Here is a 22,402-nt window from a genome sequence, read left to right on the forward strand (position 1 = left end):
GTCTACACTTGGCCGGCAGTGGTTCTTTGACGAACCGGTGTGTGTGTGAATCAGGGACGGCGGCCGCAGGGCGGCGGGCGCCTTGTGCATCGACAGGGAGCATGCTGGATACCACGCTTCCAGAAAGGGGGTCTCAAGTGATTGATCTGCAAGGTGTGATTCGACGGATTGGCGTCTTCGCAGGGGTGACGTCGCTGGTGTTTGCACTCGCTGGCTGTGGGTCTACGCCCGACCAGGATGAGGCTGTGGCGTCGCCGACGGCTACACCCGATTACGAATACCTGATCGGGCCGGGCGACACGATGGAAATCTTCGTCTGGGGCAACCCCGACCTCAGCACTTCTGTCGCAGTGAAGCCTGACGGCAAGATCACGACCCGCCTGGTAGAGAACATCGACGCCAGTGGCAAGACCGCGTCACAGCTTGCGCGTGACATCGAGCGGGCGTATGGCGAATACGTGAAGAGTGCGGTGGTCAGCGTGATCCTGACCGGCTTCCAGGGCGTGCCGTACCAGCAGGTGCGGATCGTCGGGCAGGCCGCGAAGCCGCTCAGCATTCCGTATCGCAAGCACATGACGGTGCTCGACGCGATGATCGACGTCGGCGGGCTCACCGAGTTTGCGGCCGGCAACCGTGCGGTGCTGGTGCGCAACTTCCAGGGTAATCGCCAGACCATCGGGCTGCGACTCGATGACCTGCTGAAGGACGGCAACATCAACGCCAATATCGGCATGTACCCCGGCGACATCATCATCGTTCCGGAAGCGTGGTTCTGAACACACACGCCGGCATGGCTGCCGCGATCGTGGATCGCCGGACGCACGCAGCGCCGGCGATCGTGCAGCGGGAACCCGATCAACTTTTGGCGTGACGTGATCTATGCAGGAATTAGTGGTCCAGCTATTCGGGTACCTGCTTGGTATCTGGCGGTTCAGATGGCTCGCGGTGTTCGTCGCGTGGGGTATTGCACTGTCGGGCTGGCTGCTGGTCGAGCAGTTTCCGGACAAGTACCGTGCCGCTGCCCGGCTGCATGTGGACACCAACAGCGTGCTGCGACCGCTGCTGCAGGGTCTGGCGATCCAGCCGAACATCGAGCAGCGCGTGCAGATGATGAGCAAGACGCTGCTGACGCGTCCGAATCTTGAAAAGCTGATGCGCATGTCGGACCTCGACATCAAGGTCACGACCGACAAACAAAAGGACGAGATGGTCGACGAGCTGGCGAAGTCGATCATCATCGAAGGCGATCCGCGCAATCCGTCGCTGTACGGGGTCTCATACACGCACGCGGATCCATCGGTCGCCAAGCGTGTGGTGCAGTCGCTGATCACGGTGTTCATCGAGTCGACGCTGGGCAACAAGCGCCAGGACAGCTCCGGCGCGCAAACGTTCCTGGATCAGCAGATCACCGATTACGAGAAACGCCTGACCGAGGCCGAAACACGGCTTGCCGAGTTCAAGCAACGCAACGCCGGCAGTCTGCCGGGTGAGTCGGGCGGATATTTCGCGCGCCTTGCGGCTGCGCGCCAGCAGCTCACCGATGCGCAGTTGCAGCTCAGGGAAATGGAGAACCGCCGCTCCGAACTGCAGCGCCAGTTGCAGAACCCCAACGATCCGATGTTCATGAGTGACATGAGCGAGGCGCTGATCTCGCCGCTCGACATGCGTATCCAGACGTTGACGGTACGTCTCGACGATCTGCTGACGCGATTCACTGACAAGCATCCGGAAGTGGTGCAGATCCGCAAGATGATCGCCGAGCTGGAAACCGAACGGGCCAAGCAGCTCGAGACGCTGGCGGCAGAGGCCCCAAAGGAATCGCCGAAGCTTGCCGAGAATCCCATCTATCAGCAGATGCGCGCGCTGCTTTCCGAGGCCGACGCGTCGGTGGCCGAGTTCCGCGTGCGCGTGACCGAACACGAGAACCGGGTGAAGGAACTCGAGGGCAAGGTCAACAGCCTGCCCATGATCGAGGCGGAACTGGCGCAGCTCGATCGCGACTACGGTGTGTTGCGTCAGCAGCACCAGACCCTGTTGCAGCGCCGCGAATCGGCGCGCCTTTCAGGTGATGTGCAGGAGACAGCCGGAGACGTGGTATTTCGCGTGATCGATCCACCATTCGTCCCGCAACGACCAAACGAACCCAACAAGATCCTGCTGAATTCGATCGTGCTCGTGCTCGCTTTGGGTGTTGCACTGGGAGTCGCCCTGTTGCTGTCATTGATAAGGCCTGTCGTCGTGGACCGGCGTGGACTGGCGAATCTGACCGGGCTGCCGGTGCTGGGCTGCGTCACCCAGATTCGCAGCGCGGTGGAGCGACGGCGGGCGTTCCTGAATCGCCTGGCGTTGTCGGCGGTGTCGCTGGCGCTGCTGGTCACGTTCGGCGGTATCACGATCGTGCAGCAACTGTGATCTTGATTGGTATCGACCGGGAGCGGCAATCACCGGCGCCGCGCACACAGGATTTGCAATGAGCATCATCGAGAAGGCGATCGAAAAGCTGGAGAAGCAGGCGCAGGACGCCGTGGCACGTGAGGCCGCTGCGAAGCCTGCGCCGCCGCCGCAGGTAGCGGCAGCACGTGTGCGGCCGGTGGCCCAGATTCCGCTGGCGGAGTTGAGCAGCAGGGGTTTCGTCACGCCGGACCAGCCGCGCAGCCAGATCGCGGAAGAGTACCGGATGATCAAGCGCCCGCTGCTGGCCAATATCGACGGCGAGACCGCAGCGCAGGTGCCGAATGCGAACCTGATCATGGTCACCAGCGCACTCGAGGGCGAGGGCAAGACCTTCACCGCGATCAATCTCGCGATGAGCCTGTGCATGGAAGAGAATCGCACCGTGCTGCTGGTGGATGGTGACGTCGCCAAGGCGAGCGCAGGCGTACGGCTCGGCGTGCCCGAAGATTCTCTCGGTCTGATCGACGTGCTCGAACACGACGATATGCGCATCGAGGACGTGCTGTTGCAGACCAGCATCCCGAACCTGCGCATCATCCCGGTGGGACGAATGCACCAGCGCTCCACCGAACTGCTCGCGAGCGAGGCGATGCGACGTATCGCGCAGGAGTTGTCCGGCCGTTACCCGGATCGCATCGTGGTGTTCGACAGCCCACCGCTGTTGCTCACCACGGAATCCAGCGTGCTCGCAAGCCAGATGGGGCAGGTCGTGTTCGTCGTCGCCGCCGAGAGGACGGCGCCGCAGGCCATAACCGAAGCGCTGGGACATATCAGCGAAGACAAGATCGTCGGTATGGTGCTGAACAGCGTTCGACGCAACCCGCTGGACAAGTACGGCTACGGCTACGGTTATGGCTACGGCTATGGATACGGATACGGGTATGGAGACAACACACGCCGCACCGCAGGTCATCCGGCAGGTGGAGCGCCCGATGCAGCAGGCTAAGACAGGAGCGCGTGTGCGCACGCGCATGCGTCTGTGCACCCTGGCGGTGGTGGCCGGGGCCAGTCTGGGGCTGCTGGCCGGCACTGCCACGGCAGCGGAGTGGACGCGCGGCGCAAGCCTCAGCGTCGGCGGGATCTACACCGACAACGCACGGCTGACGCCGGATCACGAGCGCAGCGATTTCATTACCGTAGTGCGCCCCTCGGCGTCGCTGGTCGGGCGAGGTGCTCGTGCCAGCGTGGTGTTGAGCGGTGCCCTCGAGTTCAACGATCTAGGCGGCGACAGCGACAACGTCAACCCGTTCCTGAACGCGCTCGGCAACGTGGAACTGGTCGAGGACTTTCTGTTCATCGATGCCTACGCGCGTGCGTACCAGACGACGGTGGATCCGTTTCGCGCCTACGGTGATACGCCGCTGAATCGTGCAGAGAACTCCGAAACCGCGTACATGTGGGGCATCAGTCCGTACTTGCGCAAGCGCTTCGGTTCCTTTGCGAACTTCGAGGCGCGCTACCGCACCGACGATCAGATCAGCGCCGACAACCGCTTCGACGACAGCACGCAGCAGCATCTCAGTGCGAGCCTGACCAGCGGCAGCGATTTCGGCCGGATCGACTGGGGTCTGCACGCGCAGCAACGTCGCACCGAGTACAGCAACAACGCTGGAACCGGTCGTGGTCAGGACAACGAGTTCAGCGACGCGGATCTGCGTCTGGGTTACCGGCTCAACCGGCAATGGCGTCTGACGTCTTCGGTAGGTCACGAGAAGCACGAGTACGACGCGGCATCGCGCGATCGCAACAGGAATACATGGAGCGCCGGCTTCGTGTGGACACCGAACCCGCGTACCTCGCTTGCGGTCAGCCAGGAGCATCGCAGTTTCAACAACAAGCCACGCGTCGATTTCAGTTGGCGCAAGCGTCACCTGAATTTCCACGCAAGCTACGAATACACCTTGAACGATACACGTTCGCTGCGGGCGCGTGCTGGCGATCTGTTCGGTTCCGATCCGCTGGCGCCTCCGCAGTACGATCCGGTGACCGGCGAACCGCTGCCGCTGTCACGCGACCTGACGTTCCTCAATGCCGGCATGGTAGCCGACGAGCGGTTCCAGAGTTCGTTGACGCTCACTGGCCTGCGCAGCACGCTGACATTGAACGGGCGCCACTCGAAGCAGACCCGCGAGGACTCCGGCGAGCAGGCCATTTTCGATGACTTCAGCGTGCGGGCGACCCGGAAGCTGTCGCGTACGCTGAGCCTGAATGGCGGCGTGCTGTGGGGCCGGGACGAGGACAATGGCGGAGCACAGGCCGATACGCTGCGCTACAGCGTGGGCCTCAGCCGGCAACTCGGCGTGCACAGCAGCGTGGCGCTGAACTACTCGCACTCCGAGCGCGATTCCGATCGCCCGCTCGACGACTACACGGAAAATCGCGTGTACGTGAATTTCATGTTCACGCTCTGACGGCAGTACGCAATGACTGATATCTCTGCCGGTGCGGCGCGGATCCTGTGCGTGGTGGGCGCTCGTCCGAACTTCATGAAGATCGCGCCGATCATGCGTGCGCTGGCCGACCCGCGCTACGGGCTGCAGGCCACCCTGGTGCATACCGGACAGCACTACGATGCGGCGATGAAGCACGCCTTCTTCGAGCAGTTGCACATTCCCGAACCGGAAATCGATCTGGGCGTCGGATCCGGCACGCACGCGACGCAGACCGCCGACATCATGAAAGGCTTCGAGCCAGTGCTCGATCGATTGCAGCCGCGCGCCGTACTGGTGGTCGGTGATGTGAATTCGACCATCGCGTGTGCGCTGGTGGCAGTGAAGAAGGGCATTCCGGTGATTCACGTCGAGGCCGGGTTGCGCAGCGGAGATCGCTCGATGCCCGAGGAAATCAACCGGGTTCTTACCGATCAGATCTCGGAACTGCTGTTCACCACCGAGCGTTCGGCCGAGGCGAACCTGCGACACGAGGGTATTGCGCCCGAGCGAATCCACTTCGCTGGTAACGTGATGATCGACACGTTGCGCTACAACCTCGATGCAGCGGTGCCTGCTGCCACGACGATCGGCACGCTGGCCACGGCAGAAAAGACACAGCGTTTCATGGCCGGCTACGGCGTGCTGACGCTGCACCGGCCGTCGAACGTCGACGACCCTGCGGTGCTTGCCCGGCTGCTGGGAGTGCTGGCCGAAATGGCACGCGAGACACCGCTGGTGTTTCCGGTCCACCCGCGTACGCGGCGCAACATCGAAGCTGCGGGGCTGGGGCATCTGCTGGATGGCCCCGACTTCGTCTGCAGCGAGCCGTTGGGCTATCTCGAAATGCTCGGGTTGATGAAGCAGGCGCGCCTGGTGCTCACCGACTCGGGCGGAATCCAGGAAGAGACCACTGCACTCGGTATTCCCTGTGTGACGCTGCGCGAGAGCACCGAGCGGCCGATCACTGCCGAGCAGGGCACCAATACCGTCGTTGGCCGCGATGCGCAGCGCATCCGCGAATGCGTGGCCGCTATCCTGCGTGACGGTGGCAAGACAGGCCGGGTTCCGGAGTACTGGGACGGCAAGGCAGCGGAACGCATCGCCGCAGGCATTGCACACTGGCTCGCCACGACATGAGTCTGCGTGCAGGGACCGCGGTCGGTTCCGTCGTCAACGCGATGACGGTCGACGTGGAAGACTACTTTCAGGTTTCTGCGTTCGAACACTGCGTTCCACGGTCCGATTGGCAGCGCCTGCCGTGTCGTGTCGAGGCCAACGTCGATCGTATTCTGGATCTTTTTGCAGAAAACGGGGTCAAGGCCACGTTCTTCACACTGGGCTGGGTCGCGGAACGCTATCCGCAGATGATCGCGCGCATCGTCGCCGCCGGGCATGAACTTGCAAGCCACGGCTGGGAGCATATCCGCGCCAATACGCAGAACCGTTCGCAGTTCCAGGACGATATCGTGCGTACCAAGGCGCTGCTCGAGGATCTGTCGGGCAGCGCGGTCAACGGCTATCGCGCCGCCAGTTACTCGATTTCCACCGATAACCTGTGGGCGCACGAGGTGCTGGCCGACGCCGGCTACAGCTACAGTTCGAGCATCGTGCCGGTGCGCCATGACCTCTACGGCATTCCGGATGCGCCGCGCTTTGCGTACCGCAGCGCCGAAGGTCGCCTGCTCGAAATCCCGATCACCACGATCACCCTTGCCGGACGCAACCTCAACTGCGGCGGCGGTGGCTGGTTCCGGCTGTTCCCGTATGCGTTCTCGCGCTGGGCGATGAATAGCGTGAACGAAGGCGAACACCAGCCCTGCATCTTCTATTTCCATCCGTGGGAAGTGGATCCCGAACAACCGCGGGTTTCAGCGGCAAACGCACGCGCGCGTTTCCGTCACTATCTGAACCTGGGGCGCATGTACGATCGCCTCGAGTGCCTGCTGCAGGATTTCCGTTGGGGCCGGGTCGACGAAGTGTTTCCGGGCGCGCTGAAGCCATGAGCATGGCCATGCAGCGCACGATTCGCGAACTGGGTGCGAGCGATTTCCCGCGCTGGGATGCCTTCGTCTGCGCAGCGCCGGCTGCAACCTTCTTTCATCGAGCGGCCTGGAAGACCGTGCTCGAGCGCGCCTTTGGCCACCGTGCATATTTTCTGTTCGCCGAGCACAACGGTGTGATCGAAGGCGTTCTGCCGCTGGCGCAGGTGAAAAGCCTGCTGTTCGGCAACAGCCTCGCGTCACTGCCGTTCTGCGTCTACGGTGGGATTGTCGCCAGCACACCACAGGCAGAAGCGGCACTGCGCCAGGCGGCGAGCGAACTCGCGACGCGGCTGCAGGTCGATGCGCTCGAGCTGCGCAACCTGCGGCCGAGCGACTCAGGGTGGCCGGGCAAGAGCCTGTACGTCACCTTCCGCAAGCCGATCGACCCTGACCCGGAAGTGAACCTGAAGGCGATTCCGGGTCGTCAGCGCGCGATGGTGCGCAAGGGCATCGACGAAGGCCTGGGTGGCGAACCCGACGACGGCGTCGATCGTCTCTATCGCGTCTATTCAGAGAGTGTGCGCAACCTCGGTACGCCGGTGTTCGCGAAGCAGTACCTGCGCATCCTGCGCGAGGAATTCGGTGCCGACTGCGATGTGCTGATGATCACGCAGAACGGGCGCGATGTGGCCGGGGTGCTGAACTTCTATTTCCGTGACCAGGTGTTGCCGTATTACGGCGGCAGCATCGGTGCGTCGCGCGAGATCCGCGGCTGCAACCACTTCATGTACTGGGAGTTGATGCGCCGCTCGGCGGAACGAGGCTGTCGGCTGTTCGATTTCGGGCGCAGCAAGGAAGGTACCGGGCCGTACAGCTTCAAGAAGAATTTTGGCTTCACCCCTGAGTCGCTGCATTACGAGTACTTTCTGGTGAAGGCGAGTGAAGTGCCGAACGTGAACCCTGCGAATCCGAAGTACCAGATGCTGATCAAGGCCTGGGAGAAGTTGCCGCTGCCGGTGGCGAACACGATCGGACCGTGGCTTGCCCGCAGTCTGGGCTGAGCATGTCGATAAAACCGCCGCTGTTGTTCCTCTGCCATCGGATTCCGTTTCCGCCGAACAAGGGTGACAAGATTCGCTCGTGGAATCTGCTGCGCTACCTGTGCGAACACTACCGCGTGTACCTGGGCGCCTTCATCGACGATCCTGCCGACTGGGCGCATACCGGGGCGATCGAGGGGATCTGTGCCGGCTGCCGCTTCATCGGCCTCACGCCACACCTGGCGAAGCTGAACAGTCTGTCGGCGTTCGTGACCGGCCGCGCGCTGTCGCTGCCGTACTATCGCAGTCGCAGGCTGCGGCGGTGGGTGGAGGCTACGGTTGCCGAACAGCAGATTCGCCGCGTGCTGGTGTATTCGTCGGCGATGGCGCAGTACGCAACGGATCAGCGTCTCGGCTTCCAGCGCCGGGTGATCGACTTCGTGGACGTGGATTCCGACAAGTGGCGCCAGTACGCGCAGGACAAGCGCTGGCCGATGAGCTGGGTCTACCGTCGCGAGGCGGACTATCTGTTCCGCTATGAGCGCCACCTTGCCGAGTCCTTCGACGCCTGCCTGTTCGTTTCCTCGGCGGAAGCCGAGTTGTTCCGGCAACTGGCGCCTGAGCTGGCACGCAACATCGGCCATTACAACAACGGGGTGGATACCGACTACTTCCGTCCCGATCCGACGCTGGCGAATCCCTATCCGCAAGGCACCACGGCGCTGGTGTTCACCGGTGCGATGGATTACTGGCCGAATGTGGATGCCGTGAAATGGTTTGCCGGGCAGGTTCTGCCGCGGGTGCGCGAGGCTCGTCCGGAGGTGCGCTTCTACGTCGTCGGGGGCAAGCCGGCCGAGGCCGTGCGCGCGCTGGCGGGTGAGACGGTGGTCGTGACCGGTCGCGTGGACGATGTGCGACCCTACGTGCAGTACGCCAGCGCCGCGGTGGCGCCGATGCGTATCGCACGCGGCATCCAGAACAAGGTGCTTGAAGCCATGGCAATGGCGCGGCCGGTGGTCGTGAGTCCGCAGGGACTCGAGGGCATCGATGCCAGTCCGGGCGCCGAGGTGCTGCTGGCCGATGGCGCTGACGAATTCGTGCAGCACACGCTGGCTGCCTGCTCCGGAATGCATCCGGATATAGGTCGTGCTGCGCGCGAGCGAGTGCGGGCGGACTTCGTTTGGGAGCACAATCTGCCGCTGGTGCATGGGTTGCTGCAGACCGACACGGTCACCCTGCGGGAGTACGCTTGAGTGGCTGCCGGGTCGCAAATGCCGCGTGTAGTGCACATCATCCACTCGCTGGGTACCGGCGGGCTGGAAAACGGTCTCGTGAACATCATCAACCGCACACCGCCCGGACGTTATCGTCACGCGATCGTGTGCCTGACCGAGGCAGGCGAGTTTGCTCGCCGCATCACGGTGCCGGATGTGCCGATCATCGAGCTGCACCGGCGTCCCGGTCACGATACAGGCCTCTACTGGCGGCTGTTTCGCGTCCTGCGCACGCTGCATCCCGCGATCGTGCATACGCGCAACCTGGCCACGCTGGAGATGCAGTTCGTGGCGGCGCTGCTGCCTGGAGTGAAGCGCGTGCACGGCGAGCACGGGCGTGACGTGTTCGATCTGGACGGCAGCAACCGCAAGTACAACCTGCTGCGCAAGGCGGCACGGCTGGTGGTGCAGCGCTACATCGCAGTCAGCAAGGATCTGGAGCGGTGGTTGATCACCACCGTCGGCGTGCCAGCCGTGCGCGTCAGACAGATCTACAACGGTGTCGACCAGCAGAGGTTTCACCCACACGGTGCGACTCGCCCGCAGCTGTTGCCGCCGGGTTTCCTGGTCGAGGATGCGCTGGTGATCGGTACCGTGGGTCGGCTTGCCGAGGTGAAGAACCAGCTTTCGCTGCTGCGGGCCGTGCATCGTATTTTGCAGGCATGCCCGGAACTGGCTCCACAGTTGCGCCTGGTGATCGTTGGGGATGGCCCGCTGGCTGCCCGGATTGCGCAGGTCGTCACGGAACTCGGGCTCGATGCGCTGGTCTGGCTGCCCGGTGACCGGCACGACATCCCCGAGCTACTACAATGCATGGACCTGTTCGTGCTGCCCTCGCTCGGCGAGGGCATCTCGAACACGGTGCTGGAGGCGATGGCGAGCGGGCTGCCGGTGATCGCGACCGATGTGGGCGGCAACCCCGAGCTGGTCCGTGACGGATGGAACGGAAGGCTGGTCCCGGTTGACGATGATGCAGCGCTGGCGACGGCGATCAGTGAGCTGGTACAGCGCAAGGACGTTCGCCCTGTGATGGGCGCACACGCGCTGGAACGGGTGCGTTCCAGCTTCGACTGGGGAAGAACGGTGGCGGATTACCTGGATGTGTACGACGGCCTGTGTGGCGTCGAACATCCTGGAGATGCCGGGACGACGGAGCGTACACCGCATGCGTGACATCTTCGTGACACTGGTGGTGTTCGGCAGCCTGCCGCTGATCCTGTGGCGGCCTTTCTACGGCATCATCATGTGGACCTGGCTTGGGTACATGAACCCGCACCGCATGGCGTGGGGCTTCTCCACGAGCATGCCGTTCGCAATGATGGTGGCACTGACCACGCTGATTGCACTGCTGATCTCGAAGGAACCGAAGAGGATTCCGTGGACGCGTGAAACGGTGCTGTTGCTGCTGTTCGTGATCTGGATGTGCATCACGACCTATTTCGCGTTCAGACCCGATCTGGCCGTCGAACAACTGGACAAGGTGCTCAAGATCCAGTTCATGACCTTCGTCACGTTGATCATGCTCACCTCGCGCGAACGTCTCCATGCGCTGGTGTGGACCGTCGCGCTGTCGCTCGGCTTCTACGGTATCAAGGGCGGAATCTTTACGATCCTGACCGGCGGCGGCTTTCACGTCCAGGGTCCGCCGGGTACGTTCATCGGTGGCAACAACGAACTGGGCCTGGCCATGCTGATGACGATTCCGCTGATGCGCTATCTGCAGGTCGAGGAGAGCCGGTACTGGTTGAAGCTCGGTCTGACCGGCGCGATCGTGCTGACGCTGGTTGCCGTGCTGGGAACCCAGTCGCGTGGAGCGTTGGTCGGGCTGGTGGTCATGGGGTCGATTTTCGTATGGAAGAGCCCGAAGCGGATAACGTTCATTCTGCTGGCTGCGGCTGCGGTCCCGCTGGTGCTCGGCTTCATGCCGGAGAGCTGGTGGGCACGCATGGACACCATCAGCAACTATCAGGAAGACGCATCGTCGATGCAGCGGATAGAGGCCTGGAAGCACGCGTGGCTCATAGGCACCACCTACGTCATGGGCGGAGGATTCGAAGCAAACGTGGCCTCGGGCGCACGCGACGTACACAGCATCTATTTCGAGGTGCTCAGCGAGCAGGGCTTCCCGGGGCTCGTGATGTTTCTTTCGCTGCTGGCGTTCACCTGGCTGAGTGCCGGCTGGATCGTCCGTCAAGCGAAAAAGCACGGCGAGCTGAAATGGGCCGAGAATCTTGGGCGCATGCTGCAGGTCAGCGGTGTCGCTTACTGCACTTCGGGGATTTTCCTGGGCATGGCGTACTTCGACTATATCTATCTGCTGGTCGCGCTGGTGGTTGCCACACGTCAACTGGTTGCCGCTCATCTGGCAGCGCAGGCGCCTGCAACCCGATCTGCCTTCGCGGCCAGGTCGGGCCCCGTCGGTCCGATTTCAACCCGACGGATGCAGGTCGGATTTCAACCCGATATGGGGCGGCATCGATCGTCGGCATGAATGCCGACCTGCGTCGACGTGGGTCGGGTTTCAACCCGACATTCCCGTCGGCATGAATGCCGACCCACGTAGGTCGGGTTTCAACCCGACGTGTGCGAACATTCCCGCCGGCATGTCGGCATGAATGCCGACCTACGTCGACGTGGGTCGGGTTTCAACCCGACAAGGATGTAGGTCGGATTTCAATCCGACAGATGTCGATCCACCCTCGTCGGGATAAATCCCGACCTACGGGTGCGCTTCCAGCCACTGCTCCAGCGCCATGCAGATCCAGATCATCGTGCCGAAATAGGAGCTGTGCCCCGCGCGGTGCTGGCACCACAGCGCATCCACGTACTCGGGTCGTACATAGCCGCGTGATTTGAAACGCTCCAGGCTCTCGCTTGCCATCGCGTGCAGTGCGGGATCGTCGTTCAGCCACACACCAAACGGCAACCCGAATCCATGCTTCGACTTGCTGAGCGTCTCGGGTGCCAGTGTGTCCTTCAGCGCGTGCTTGAAGAACCAGCGCAGCTTGTGGCCCTTGATCTTGAGGTTCACCGGCACCCGCGCCGCAAATTCCACCATCTCGAGGTCGATCAGCGGAAAGTGCGCGTTCACTCCGGCCAGTTCGCACATGCCGTTGACCTTGCGCAGGTCGTTGTCGGCCAGCGTGAATTTCATGTCGAGGAACAGCATCCGGTTCAGCGCGGAATCGCAATCGGCTGCGGACCAGGTGCTGCGCTGGCTCTGCAACGGTACGGCCGGGTCCACCGCACGCAGGAACTCCGGAGCGAAAATTTCGTCGAGCAACTCACGATGCAGGAAGTTGTACGTTTCCAGCCGGTCCGGCAACGGAATGTTGGCTTGCGCGATGTAACTCTGCAGCTTGCGTAGCGGTGGGATGCGTCCACCCAGCGGGAAATGCGCGATCAGCGGTTCGATCAGTCGGCTGCGCAGCGCTCGTGGCAACAAACTCCAGTATTCGAAGACCTTCTGTTTCCGGTAACGTTCGTTGCCACCGAAGATTTCATCGCCACCGTCGCCTGCCAGCAGGTTGCGGATGCCTGCCTCACGCGCAAACCGGGCGCAGACATACGCTGGCACGGCGGACGCGTTGCCAAAGGGTTCGTCGTAGTACGCAGCAACCCGCGGCAGCGCCTCGCACACGTCCTGCGGTGTCACGTAGTAGTGGTGGTGATCACTGCGGAAGCGGTCTACGGTGATCTGCGCGTAACCCGACTCGTCGTAACCGTCTGCATCGAAGCCGATGGCGAAGGTCCGTGCCTTGCCGCGCGCCTGCGTCACGGCGGCGGTCACGCAGGAGCTGTCGGTGCCTCCGCTCAGGAACGCCCCGATCTCGTCGAAATGCTCCAGTGGACGCGCGATGCCTCGCTTCAGCACACGATGGAACTCGTCCACCAGGTCCTGCACCGCAGCGTTGCTGCGGTCCTGGAAGCGCTGATGCCAGTAGCGTGAGCGCTCGGTATGGCCGCGGCGGAACACCAGCAGTTCGCCTGCCTCCAGCTTGAAGACGTCGTCGTAGATCGTCAGCGGTGCCGGAACCGTGTGGTGATACAGGTAATTGAACACTGCCTGCTGCGAAATACGCGTTTGCACGGCCGGGTGTGCGCGCAGCGCCTGCACCGAGCTGGCGAACACGAGCCGCCCGTCCCGGACCGCGTAGCACAGGCGCTCTATACCCATCGGGTCGATGGCGAGCCGGGTGACCGCGCTCACGGTGTCGATCACCGCCAGCGCAAAGGAGCCCATCATCTGCTGCAGGAAACGTTCGCCGTCTCGTCGTACCGCGTGCGCGATGGCCTGCGCGTCGTTGCCGTCAGCAGCGCGCTGTGCCAGTTCGCGGTCCTTCCAGTAGATGTTGCCGGTTACTGCAACCAGCAGCCCCTCTTCACGGCACACGCTCGCGGGTTGCGCACCGCGTACCGTCGCGATCGCTGCCACACCTTCGGCACACTGCGTGCTGACGGCTGCAGGATCCTGCCAGGCTGCCCCCAGCATTTGCGACAGCACGGCGATATCGGTAACGGGGCCTCCGGGTGTGCCGGCCCATCCTGCAAGCGTACTCATGGCAATCCTGAACCAAGCGCGAAGGTCCGCGGCAGTATAGCAGCGCCCGGAGCGCGCCTGGTTTGCTGCTAGACTTCAGAGTTCAATGATCGCGTGGATATCACGTTTTGGCTGTTTTTACCGCATTTTCGCTGCTTGTTGTCGCGGTGTTCCTGTTCGTCGGCGTGCTGTCGTGCCGGCGATTGTGCGGTCGTCTGCGCGCCCTGTGGCGCGAACCGGCATTGCGTGTGCCGGTGCTGATCTTCGAGAGCGACGACTGGGGTGCCGGTCCGGTGGAACAGGCGCAATGCCTGCGCAGACTGCGTGGGGTGCTCGGCGCCTATCAGGATGCACAGGGGCGGCATCCGGTGATGACGCTCGGTATCACGCTCGCAGCGCCCCTGGTCAAGGAAAAAGCCGACGGGAGCTTTGAATACCAGCGCCGCTTTCTCGATGAGCCGCTACAGCAGCCGATGCTCGATGAAATTCGTGCCGGCATTTGCGAGGGAGTGTTCAGTGCCCAGTTGCACGGTATGGAGCACTTCATGCCCGAGTTGCTGTGTGACGTCGCCGGATACGACGCATCGCTGAAGAAGTGGTTGCTCGATGGCGAGCAGTACAGCGAACTGCTGCCCGCCCGGCTGCAAAGCCGCTGGATCGACGCACGCCAACTGCCGTCGTCGGAGCATGCGGACGCGCTCGTCGACGCGGCCGTGGCCGCTGAAGTGCGGGAGTTCACGCGGATCTTCGACGTTGTGCCCGAAGTCGTGGTGCCGCCCACCTTCGTGTGGACGCGACGCGTGGAAGCCGCGTGGGCGCGTCATGGCGTACGCCTGCTGGTCAGTTGCGGCACGCGCTTCATCGCGCGCGATGCCGAGGGGCGTCCCGTGTCCGACGGCAGCCGCATGCACAACGGTGATGTCAGTGGCGGGTTGCTGTGCGTGGTGCGGGATGCCTATTTCGAGCCGCAGAAGGGGCACCGTGGCGAGAATGTGCCGGACACGCTCGCCCGCTATGCAGCTTTGGGCCGGCCGTTGTTGCTGGAAACACACCGCAGCAACTTCACCGCACTGAACCTGGCGGTGGAACAGGCATTTGTCGAACTGGAGCAGGCGATACGCCTTGCGCTGGCACGCTTCCCGACGCTGCATTTCCTCTCGACAGCGGAGCTGGGCGAGGCAATCAGGAAGCGTGATCCCGCGCTGCTGGATCACTCGTTCAGCGGCAGGTTTCGCATCTGGATTCGCCGCGTCGCACAGCAGTCGGCATGGCTGGGTCGCGCGTTGTTCAGTCGAGCCGGGGGATGAGTGCAGCAATGTCCGCCGCTTCTCGAACCGGCTGCTATCCTTAGGCCCATGCCGAAACTGAAGAACCTCCACAAGCTGCTCGATCCCGAAATCCGCGCCAAGAATCTGCGTGCACTGCATCAGGAGCTGCGTGGGCGGTTCTGGGATCTGAGTGGTCAGCGCATGCCTGCACCGGTCTTTCTCGTGGGCTGCTCGCGCGCCGGCACTACCGTGACTTACGAAACGCTGGCCGCTTCGCGCGAGTTGATCTCGATCGGCTACGAACTGCCGCAGTTGTGGGACGGATTCTGGGGTCCCGCACACAACGGCTGGGATTCGGAGGCTGCCGGCGCAGAGCATGCCCGGCCAGAGCACCGCCAGGCTTTTTTCCGCTTCTTCTATTCGCGCGTTGGCAAGGGGCGCATCCTCGACAAGACCTGCATCAATATCCTGCGCGTCCCCTATCTGGTCGCGTTGTTTCCGGAAGCGCACTTCATTTATTTGTATCGCGATGGGCGCGCCAACGTGAGCTCGCTGATCGACGGCTGGGAAAACGATGCTCACTTCGGCCTTACCCAGTTTCTGGGACCAAGTCCGGTGCCGGTAGCCATCGACGGTGGGCGTTTCACGGAATGGAGTTTCTTCCTGCCGCCCGGCTGGCGTGACTACAACACGGCTGCGCTGGAAGAGGTCTGCGCCTGGCAGTGGCTCAAGGCCAACGAGCTGGGGTTGGAAGCCCGGGCGCAGGTGCCGGAGCCGCAGTGGACCGAAATTCGCTACGAAGACCTGCTCGACCGGCCGGAAGCCGTGTTCGAGCGCGTTTTTGCCCGTCTCGGGCTCGCGTTCGATCGCAGGATGCGCGAGATCTGCATGAGCCTGGCGCAGCGTCCGACCAGCCTGGTCGCCGGCACACCGGATCGCGACAAATGGAAGAAGCGTAACCAGGCTCGAGTGGACCGGGTAGTGGAGCGGCTGCGGCCGATGCAGCAGCGGTTGGGTTATGGCGGTTGATGTTTCTCCCGAGCCACGGTTCGCTGTCATCGTGCCGGCCTGGAATGCCGCCGGTACCCTTGCCCGAGCGCTCGATTCGGTATTGGCGCAAACCTGGCCAGCACACGAGATCATCGTGGTCGACGACGGTTCCACGGACGGCACTGCGGAGGTGGCGGCAAGGTACGGCCAGCGTATCCGGCTGATCAGCCAGACCAACAGCGGTGTTTCGGCGGCTCGCAATGCCGGTGCGGCAGTCGCTGTGGCCGAGTGGCTGTGCTTCCTGGACGCCGACGACTGGTATTACCCCGAGCGACTCGCCACCTACGCTGCGTTCATTCGCGACGACGGCAGGCTCGACTTCCTGACCGGTGACTTCGACTACGTCGATGTCGATGGCAGGCATCTGCGCCGCTCGATGGAATCGACGTCGGCTGGCCGCACCCTGCTTGCAACGGTGCGTGACGAGCGGGCCGTGATGGAAGGTGCACTGCTGGGCGAGTTCATTGCGGCGCATTTTGGCGACACCCACACCCTCACCGTGCCGCGCACGAGTTTTCACGCTCTGGGCGGCTATCCGACCGGGTTTGCCGTATGCGAGGACGTGAACTTCCTGATCCGTCTCTGCGCCCGCAGTCGGCGCGTCGGGGTGGTGTGTACGCCGCTCGCGGCCTACTGCATCCACGAGCGGAGTGCGACGCGTTCCGACCCGCTGCGCGCACAGCGCCAGACGGTGGCGGCATTGCAGCAACTGGAGCCGCAATTGCGTGGCGCCCCCGCGCATGTACGCCACGGCCTGGCGCAGGCCATTGCGCACGCCCGTTACGATCTGGCCATCTGCCTGTTGCGCGCGGGCCAACGAGGAGCGGCGCTGCGAGCGATTTTCCCGTTGCTCGCACTCGGCAATGCGTGGGCGCTGCGCTCGGTATTGTCGGTTGCGAAAGCGGCGCTGAGTGCATAGCCCCATGACGGATAGGCAATGCATTCTTGTGATCAGCGAACTGTTCCTGCCCACCAAGGGCGGCACCGCGGTGTGGTTCGACGAGGTCTACCGCCGCCTTGGCGGCAAGGAAATTCACATCGTGACCGCTGCCGTGCTGGGTGGCGAGGCGCATGACGCCAGCCACCCGAACACGATTCATCGGCTGGACTTGCGACGCTCTCCATGGCTGCGACCCGAATCGCTCGCCATGTACCTGAAGTTGCTGTGCAAGTGCCTGGTGTTGCTGGCCACACACCGCTTCGATGCGATACACGCCGGGCGCGTGCTGCCCGAGGGACTGGTTGGCTGGTGTGCCGCACGTCTCTTCGGCAAGTCGCTGGTGATCTACGCCCACGGCGAGGAGATCACCACCTGGCGCCAGAGCGGCAAGTTCCGGGTCATGTGCTTTGCCTACCGCCATGCGGACACGGTGATCGCGAACAGCGAATTCACCCGGAATGAATTGCTGAAGATCGGCGTCAGCGCGCAACGCATCGTGCTGATCCATCCTGGGGTGGATATAGCTCGCTTCCGCCCGGGCTTGCCCTGCGATGATCTGCGTACGCAGTTGGGTTGTGGTGAATCGGACCAACTGTTGCTGTCTGTGGGGCGGCTCAGCCGGCGCAAGGGTTTCGACCAGGTGATCCGTTGCGTACAGCGCCTGCTGCCCGAGCATCCCGAGCTGCACTACGCACTGGTTGGAATCGGTGAGGATCAGCAGTACCTGCAGGAATTGGCGCACGAATGTGGCGTCGCGCATCGCGTGCATCTGCTCGGGCACGTGGCGGCCGCGGACCTGCCACGCTGGTACAACGCCGCCGACGTGTTCGTGATGCCAAACCGTGAGATCGACGGCGATACCGAGGGTTTTGGCATGGTGTTCATCGAGGCTTCTGCCTGTGGCACACCCGTGGTCGCGGGTGATGCCGGCGGTACCGCGTCCGCCGTCAACAACGGCGTGAACGGCTACCGGGTGGACGGCAACTCGCTCGATGCGATCACCGCCGCCGTGCATCGACTGCTTGTGGTGCCCCTATTGCGTGAGCAAATGTCGGCGTCGGCGCATCAGTGGGCGACGCAGGGGTTTTCGTGGGACCGCGTGGCGAGCGCGACACGTGCGATCGCACGGCAGGCAGGAAAATGACCCGACCAGATTCTTCGAATCCCACACCTCGTACCGGTCATGACAGGCGCTCCCTGCGCGAGCGTGCGGAGCGCAAGCTCTTTCGCGGCTACAAGACAGTACGCCAACATATCGGGCCGAGATTGCCGCGCACCCATGTCTTCGTGGCCGGCATGCAACGTTCGGGCACCAATATGCTGATGGAGCTGCTGGACTGGAACCGTCATACCGACGTCTACCATGAGACCGATCCGCGTGCGTTCACGCCGGGCTATGAAATGCACACTCCGGAGGCAATCCGCGCTTTGGCGCAACGCAGTCCCGCCCCGTTCTTCGTCATCAAGTCCTTGTGCGAACTGGACCGTCTGCGTGAACTTCTTGATGATTTCACGCCCGCGAAGGCCGTCTGGATCGTGCGCGACTACCACGGCAGCAGCCGCTCCGCGGTGCGCTCGTTCGGCAACTTCGTGCCGCAGTTGCGGCGTTTGGCGAAGGACAAATCAGCCGGAGCGTGGCGCGGGCGTGGCATGAGCGACGAGACGCAGGCATTGTTGCGTGAAATGGCCAGTCTCGAGCTGAGCGAGCTCGATGGCGCCGCGCTGATGTGGTACTACCGCAATATCCTGTATTTCGAGCAGCGCCTGGACGAGGATCCTCGAGTCGAGATGCTTCGCTATGAGGACCTGATTGTCCATCCGCAGGCCATGTTGATGCGGATTGCTTCGTTCCTGGACCTTTCGGGTTGTTCGCCCTGGATGACTCGGTATGTGAAAGAGGGTGCCGCGTTGCAGCGTAATCCAAATCCGCACGTCCCGTTGTTGACACAGGTCGATGCACGTTGTAGAGAACTTCTTGAGCGATTTGATTGACCGTGACCGGAGGCGTGCCGTGAACCGATATGGAAGTTTCCCGCCCGTGCAGCGGATTGCCTGTCGTATTCTTCTGCTTTCGGGGCTTTTATTCGCGAGCCATGCTTCGGCGGTCAAGCCGTTTGCCCCTACGCCACCGGAGATCCGTATGCTGCCGCCGTATTGTGCGGCCAGATTGGGTGCTCCTGGTGCGGCGGCCTCGGCAGCCTCGTGGAAGCAGCGGCTTGGTGCAGAGAACTATCTACATATACATCATTATTGTTATGGATTGAATTTCATGAACCGTGCACGTGCCGCCGCCAACAAGAATGATCGTAAGTACTATCTGCAGCAAGCCGTCAATAATTTCAATTATGTGCTGCAACGCTGGAGTCCAGCTTATCAATTGTCGGGTACTGCGAAAACCTACAAATCGCAAGCAGAATCGATGCTTCGGATGAACTGAAGCATGAGCTCCTGAAATCCATCGTGTGAGACAATATGGTCAGCCCGATATCGCGTGAGCTGCACAATCATCCAGGACAGTCGGGGACATGGCTCCGGTCGGCATGGTCGCGCATATGAATGCCGTTCCCGTGCATCCTCCAGTTGAACAGAATCTGATCTCGGTGATCATGCCTTGTTACAACTCAGCTCACTATCTGGCAGAAGCCATCGGTAGTGTGATGAACCAGGCGCACGTGCAGACAGAGTTGATCGTTGTGGATGATGGTTCTAGTGACGAGAGCGTGGCGGTCGTTCGTCGGCTCATTCAGGACCATCCTGATCGAATCCGATTGCTCGAACAAGGCAATACCGGACCCTATCCCGCGCGCAATTTCGGGCTGTCCCGCGCACGCGGTGAGTTTATTGCGTTCCTGGACGCCGACGATTGGTGGGCGCCAGATTGTCTGGAAAAATTACATGCAGCATTGATGGAGAGTCAGGCTGTGCTTGCCTATTGCGGTTGGCAGAATTTGGGGCCTGGCGCACCCGGAACAATGCCTCATATTCCACCAGATCATGGTGAAGGCCTCGCAACTGTAAGTAGCTTCCTGCGCTCTTGCCCATGGCCGATTCATGCGGCACTGGTTCGGCGCACGGCCATAGACGCCGTACGGGGCTTTTCTACACGTCGCTTCACCTCGATGGATTACGACTTGTGGCTGCGGTTGTATGCGTACGATCAACGGCTCGTGCGTGTGCCGGAAGTGCTTGCATTCTATCGCTGGCATGACCATGGACAGATCTCCAAGACGAAATGGAGGCAGGTTCTTGATGCACGCATGGTTCGACAGGATTTCATCAATGACAATCCTGCCCTGGTCAATGGGCTGGATGCCGTTTCGCAGCGAGAACTGATAAACGCTCCATTGCTCAAGGAGGCCTATCGGGCTCATTGGAATCGTGATCTGGTCAGCGCTCAAAAATTATTTCGCGAAACATTGAAGCATAACGCATGGACCATCGCAGATCTGAAGTATCTGATACCGTCACTTCTGCCCGAAAGACTGTACCGATTGCTCGTCTCCATGCTGGATGTGCGGAGCGAGGTGCGCTGAATGATGTGAGTGTTTTATATTATCCGGTCCGGAAAAATATGGATATAAAGAATGCAATTCGAGTTCCGGTTTTGATGTATCACCGTGTCGGTGAGACGAGAAACGATCAGGAGCGCAGGTATTGTGTCGAACCTGCCCGATTCGCGCTGCACATGCACTCATTGGAGCAGGCTGGCTGGCGTGCCGTGTCATTGGCTGATTTTTTTCTCTGGCTGGACGGCAACATGGAGTTTCCTGAAAAGTCCTTCCTGTTGACCTTCGATGATGGCTTTCTCGGGGTCCACGAACATGCTGCCCCTGTCCTCTGCCGGATGAACTGGTTGCCCACGATATTTCTGGTCAGCCAACTGATTGGCAAGCGCGATATTTGGCCCGGAAAACGTAGCTCGGCTGCTGACACCCATCCGTTGATGAGTGTCCATCATATTCGTGAACTCCATTCGCTCGGGTTCGGTTTCCAGTCGCATACTCGTCATCATGTCGATCTGCCAGCGTTGGATGACACGAATCTGCGGCTGGAATTGAAAGGTGCACGGGAAGACCTCGAAGGAATTCTCGGGGAGCCGGTACTTCATTTGGCCTATCCTTATGGGCGCCATGACGAACGAGTTCTGCACGCTGTTCGCGAGGCTGGATACCAATCAGCCTTTTCTACCCAGCCGGGTTTCAACAGACGTGCCATTGATCGTTTCCGACTGCGCCGATTGGATGTTTTTGGAACGGATTCTCCGGCAGCATTGTGTCGCAAGATTGAATTCGGCTGTAACGATGGCTCCCTGTGGCATAGCATCCGCTATCGGACGAGCCGAGTTACGTCTCGACTCGGATTTTAGCGACGAATCTCATCTCCATTCGTGTGGGTCGGATCAATCAAGATGGACGCAAGCATCATTGTCTGTACATATAACCGTGCAGACTCTCTGCGCGACACGCTTAAGGCATTGCGAGGGCAGCGGGCACCAGAGCAGTGTGAATGGGAGGTATTGGTAGTCGATAACAATTCCAGCGACCATACTCGTCGAGTGGTGGAAGACGAGAAGCATGTGTGGCCGCGACTGCGCTATGAATTCGAAACGCATCAGGGGCTCTCGCATGCGCGGAACCACGGCATTACTTGTGCGAAGGGCGATGTTCTTCTTTTTACCGACGATGATGTGTTGCCGGAGCCCGATTGGCTCATCGTCACCCTGACCGGATTGGAACGCTATCGCGCTGATGCGTGTGGTGGCTATATCGCTCCCATCTGGGAAGAGCCTCCGCCTGAGTGGCTTACCGAGCGCTTTTATGGGTTTCTGGCTGTACGCACGGATCGAGAAGATGATTATCCCATCGCCTCCGCAGCCCAGGCTCCTTTTGGCGCAAACATGGCCTTCAGGAGATGCGTTTTCGACCAGGTTGGAATGTTTGATACCGAGCGTGGACGCAAGGGGAAAGTGCTTGCAAGCGGTGAAGATGGAGAGATGTTTGAACGAATTTTGGATGCGGGACTCAAGGCAGTCTTTCTTGGAAAATCCAGAGTCCACCACAAGGTAGAAGCCTTCCGTACCACCAAAGCCTATCTGCGACGATGGCGCCTGCAGACCAGTCGCAACCTGGCAGTTGCGCGTGGTGTGCCCGGTGACCGTAGATTGTTCAATGTTCCGGTGTATATCGTGTTTCAGTTTTTCAGGGCCGTGGCACGAGCCATTGGCGCACGGTTCACTCAACCCGGTGATGAGGCATTCAATCGCGAGATGGTCGTTTGCCACTTTTTGGGCACCTTTCAGGGGCTTTGGCAAGGCAGGCGAGGTCAAAGGCGTGTTGATGATGTTCCCAGGTCTGATCCGTCGGCCTGAGTGAGGTGAATCCATCCGGGATGACGAGAGACACATGGCATGTCTGAAAATAGA

General features: G+C 61.6%; 20 protein-coding genes. 19 read left to right on the top strand and 1 reads right to left on the bottom strand.

Annotation, left to right across the window (positions count from 1 at the left end):
* The first annotated feature begins 101 nt into the window (after window positions 1-101).
* The 10 genes from H7A12_11360 to H7A12_11405 all read left to right on the top strand — a co-directional run bounded on the left by H7A12_11360 (window position 102) and on the right by H7A12_11405 (window position 11,673).
* The gene (locus H7A12_11360; GenBank protein MCP5321406.1) at window positions 102-776 is read left to right on the top strand and encodes a polysaccharide biosynthesis/export family protein; all 675 of its coding nucleotides are present in this window, start codon (window positions 102-104) and stop codon (window positions 774-776) included.
* A 103-nt stretch (window positions 777-879) separates the two neighbouring features.
* Window positions 880-2,412: a chain length-determining protein gene (locus H7A12_11365; GenBank protein MCP5321407.1), complete on the top strand. Its 1,533-nt coding sequence runs from the start codon at window positions 880-882 to the stop codon at window positions 2,410-2,412.
* Window positions 2,413-2,470: 58 nt separating this feature from the next.
* Window positions 2,471-3,400, top strand: coding sequence for a tyrosine-protein kinase family protein (locus H7A12_11370; protein MCP5321408.1), 930 nt, complete (start codon window positions 2,471-2,473; stop codon window positions 3,398-3,400).
* Window positions 3,387-4,865, top strand: a complete 1,479-nt coding sequence (locus tag H7A12_11375; protein MCP5321409.1) for a TIGR03016 family PEP-CTERM system-associated outer membrane protein — start codon at window positions 3,387-3,389, stop codon at window positions 4,863-4,865. The genes H7A12_11370 and H7A12_11375 overlap by 14 nt, the downstream gene beginning before the upstream one ends.
* Window positions 4,866-4,877: 12 nt before the next feature.
* Complete coding sequence (gene wecB / locus H7A12_11380; protein MCP5321410.1) at window positions 4,878-6,023, top strand: UDP-N-acetylglucosamine 2-epimerase (non-hydrolyzing); 1,146 nt, start codon at window positions 4,878-4,880, stop codon at window positions 6,021-6,023.
* A gap of 41 nt (window positions 6,024-6,064) precedes the next feature.
* A complete protein-coding gene (locus tag H7A12_11385; GenBank protein ID MCP5321411.1) occupies window positions 6,065-6,889 on the top strand; it encodes a DUF3473 domain-containing protein in 825 nt (274 codons plus the stop codon).
* Window positions 6,886-7,929: a FemAB family PEP-CTERM system-associated protein gene (locus H7A12_11390; protein ID MCP5321412.1), complete on the top strand. Its 1,044-nt coding sequence runs from the start codon at window positions 6,886-6,888 to the stop codon at window positions 7,927-7,929. The genes H7A12_11385 and H7A12_11390 overlap by 4 nt, the downstream gene beginning before the upstream one ends.
* A gap of 2 nt (window positions 7,930-7,931) precedes the next feature.
* A complete protein-coding gene (locus H7A12_11395) occupies window positions 7,932-9,161 on the top strand; it encodes a TIGR03087 family PEP-CTERM/XrtA system glycosyltransferase (protein ID MCP5321413.1) in 1,230 nt (409 codons plus the stop codon).
* Window positions 9,162-10,355: a TIGR03088 family PEP-CTERM/XrtA system glycosyltransferase gene (locus tag H7A12_11400; protein ID MCP5321414.1), complete on the top strand. Its 1,194-nt coding sequence runs from the start codon at window positions 9,162-9,164 to the stop codon at window positions 10,353-10,355.
* Window positions 10,348-11,673 (top strand): putative O-glycosylation ligase, exosortase A system-associated, encoded by a 1,326-nt coding sequence (locus H7A12_11405; GenBank protein ID MCP5321415.1) that lies wholly within the window; start codon window positions 10,348-10,350, stop codon window positions 11,671-11,673. Before H7A12_11400 ends, H7A12_11405 begins: the two co-directional genes overlap by 8 nt.
* A 228-nt stretch (window positions 11,674-11,901) precedes the next feature.
* On the opposite strand, the gene H7A12_11410 is transcribed toward H7A12_11405, so the two are convergent.
* Window positions 11,902-13,743 carry an asparagine synthase gene (locus H7A12_11410; protein MCP5321416.1) on the bottom strand — a complete coding sequence of 614 codons (1,842 nt, stop codon included), beginning with the start codon at window positions 13,741-13,743 and terminating at the stop codon, window positions 11,902-11,904.
* A gap of 107 nt (window positions 13,744-13,850) precedes the next feature.
* On the opposite strand from H7A12_11410, the gene H7A12_11415 reads away from it, so the two are divergent.
* The 9 genes from H7A12_11415 (at window position 13,851) to H7A12_11455 (ending at window position 22,348) form a co-directional block, all read left to right on the top strand.
* Entirely contained in the window at window positions 13,851-15,029 is a 1,179-nt protein-coding gene (locus tag H7A12_11415; protein ID MCP5321417.1) for a hypothetical protein, read from the top strand.
* Window positions 15,030-15,077: 48 nt separating this feature from the next.
* On the top strand, window positions 15,078-16,019 hold the full coding sequence (locus H7A12_11420; GenBank protein ID MCP5321418.1) for a sulfotransferase: 942 nt from the start codon (window positions 15,078-15,080) through the stop codon (window positions 16,017-16,019).
* Window positions 16,009-16,959 carry a glycosyltransferase gene (locus H7A12_11425; GenBank protein ID MCP5321419.1) on the top strand — a complete coding sequence of 317 codons (951 nt, stop codon included), beginning with the start codon at window positions 16,009-16,011 and terminating at the stop codon, window positions 16,957-16,959. The genes H7A12_11420 and H7A12_11425 overlap by 11 nt, the downstream gene beginning before the upstream one ends.
* Window positions 16,960-16,963: 4 nt before the next feature.
* A complete protein-coding gene (locus H7A12_11430; GenBank protein ID MCP5321420.1) occupies window positions 16,964-18,124 on the top strand; it encodes a glycosyltransferase family 4 protein in 1,161 nt (386 codons plus the stop codon).
* Window positions 18,121-18,972 carry a sulfotransferase domain-containing protein gene (locus tag H7A12_11435; protein MCP5321421.1) on the top strand — a complete coding sequence of 284 codons (852 nt, stop codon included), beginning with the start codon at window positions 18,121-18,123 and terminating at the stop codon, window positions 18,970-18,972. The genes H7A12_11430 and H7A12_11435 overlap by 4 nt, the downstream gene beginning before the upstream one ends.
* A complete protein-coding gene (locus H7A12_11440; GenBank protein MCP5321422.1) occupies window positions 18,956-19,417 on the top strand; it encodes a hypothetical protein in 462 nt (153 codons plus the stop codon). Before H7A12_11435 ends, H7A12_11440 begins: the two co-directional genes overlap by 17 nt.
* Window positions 19,418-19,586: 169 nt before the next feature.
* Window positions 19,587-20,513, top strand: a complete 927-nt coding sequence (locus H7A12_11445) for a glycosyltransferase (GenBank protein MCP5321423.1) — start codon at window positions 19,587-19,589, stop codon at window positions 20,511-20,513.
* A gap of 74 nt (window positions 20,514-20,587) precedes the next feature.
* On the top strand, window positions 20,588-21,346 hold the full coding sequence (locus tag H7A12_11450; protein MCP5321424.1) for a polysaccharide deacetylase family protein: 759 nt from the start codon (window positions 20,588-20,590) through the stop codon (window positions 21,344-21,346).
* Window positions 21,347-21,388: 42 nt separating this feature from the next.
* The gene (locus H7A12_11455; protein ID MCP5321425.1) at window positions 21,389-22,348 is read left to right on the top strand and encodes a glycosyltransferase family 2 protein; all 960 of its coding nucleotides are present in this window, start codon (window positions 21,389-21,391) and stop codon (window positions 22,346-22,348) included.
* Window positions 22,349-22,402: the final 54 nt, after the last annotated feature.

The sequence above is a fragment of the Pseudomonadales bacterium genome (genome assembly GCA_024234165.1).
In the GTDB taxonomy this organism is placed as follows: Bacteria; Pseudomonadota; Gammaproteobacteria; order Pseudomonadales; family UBA5518; genus UBA5518.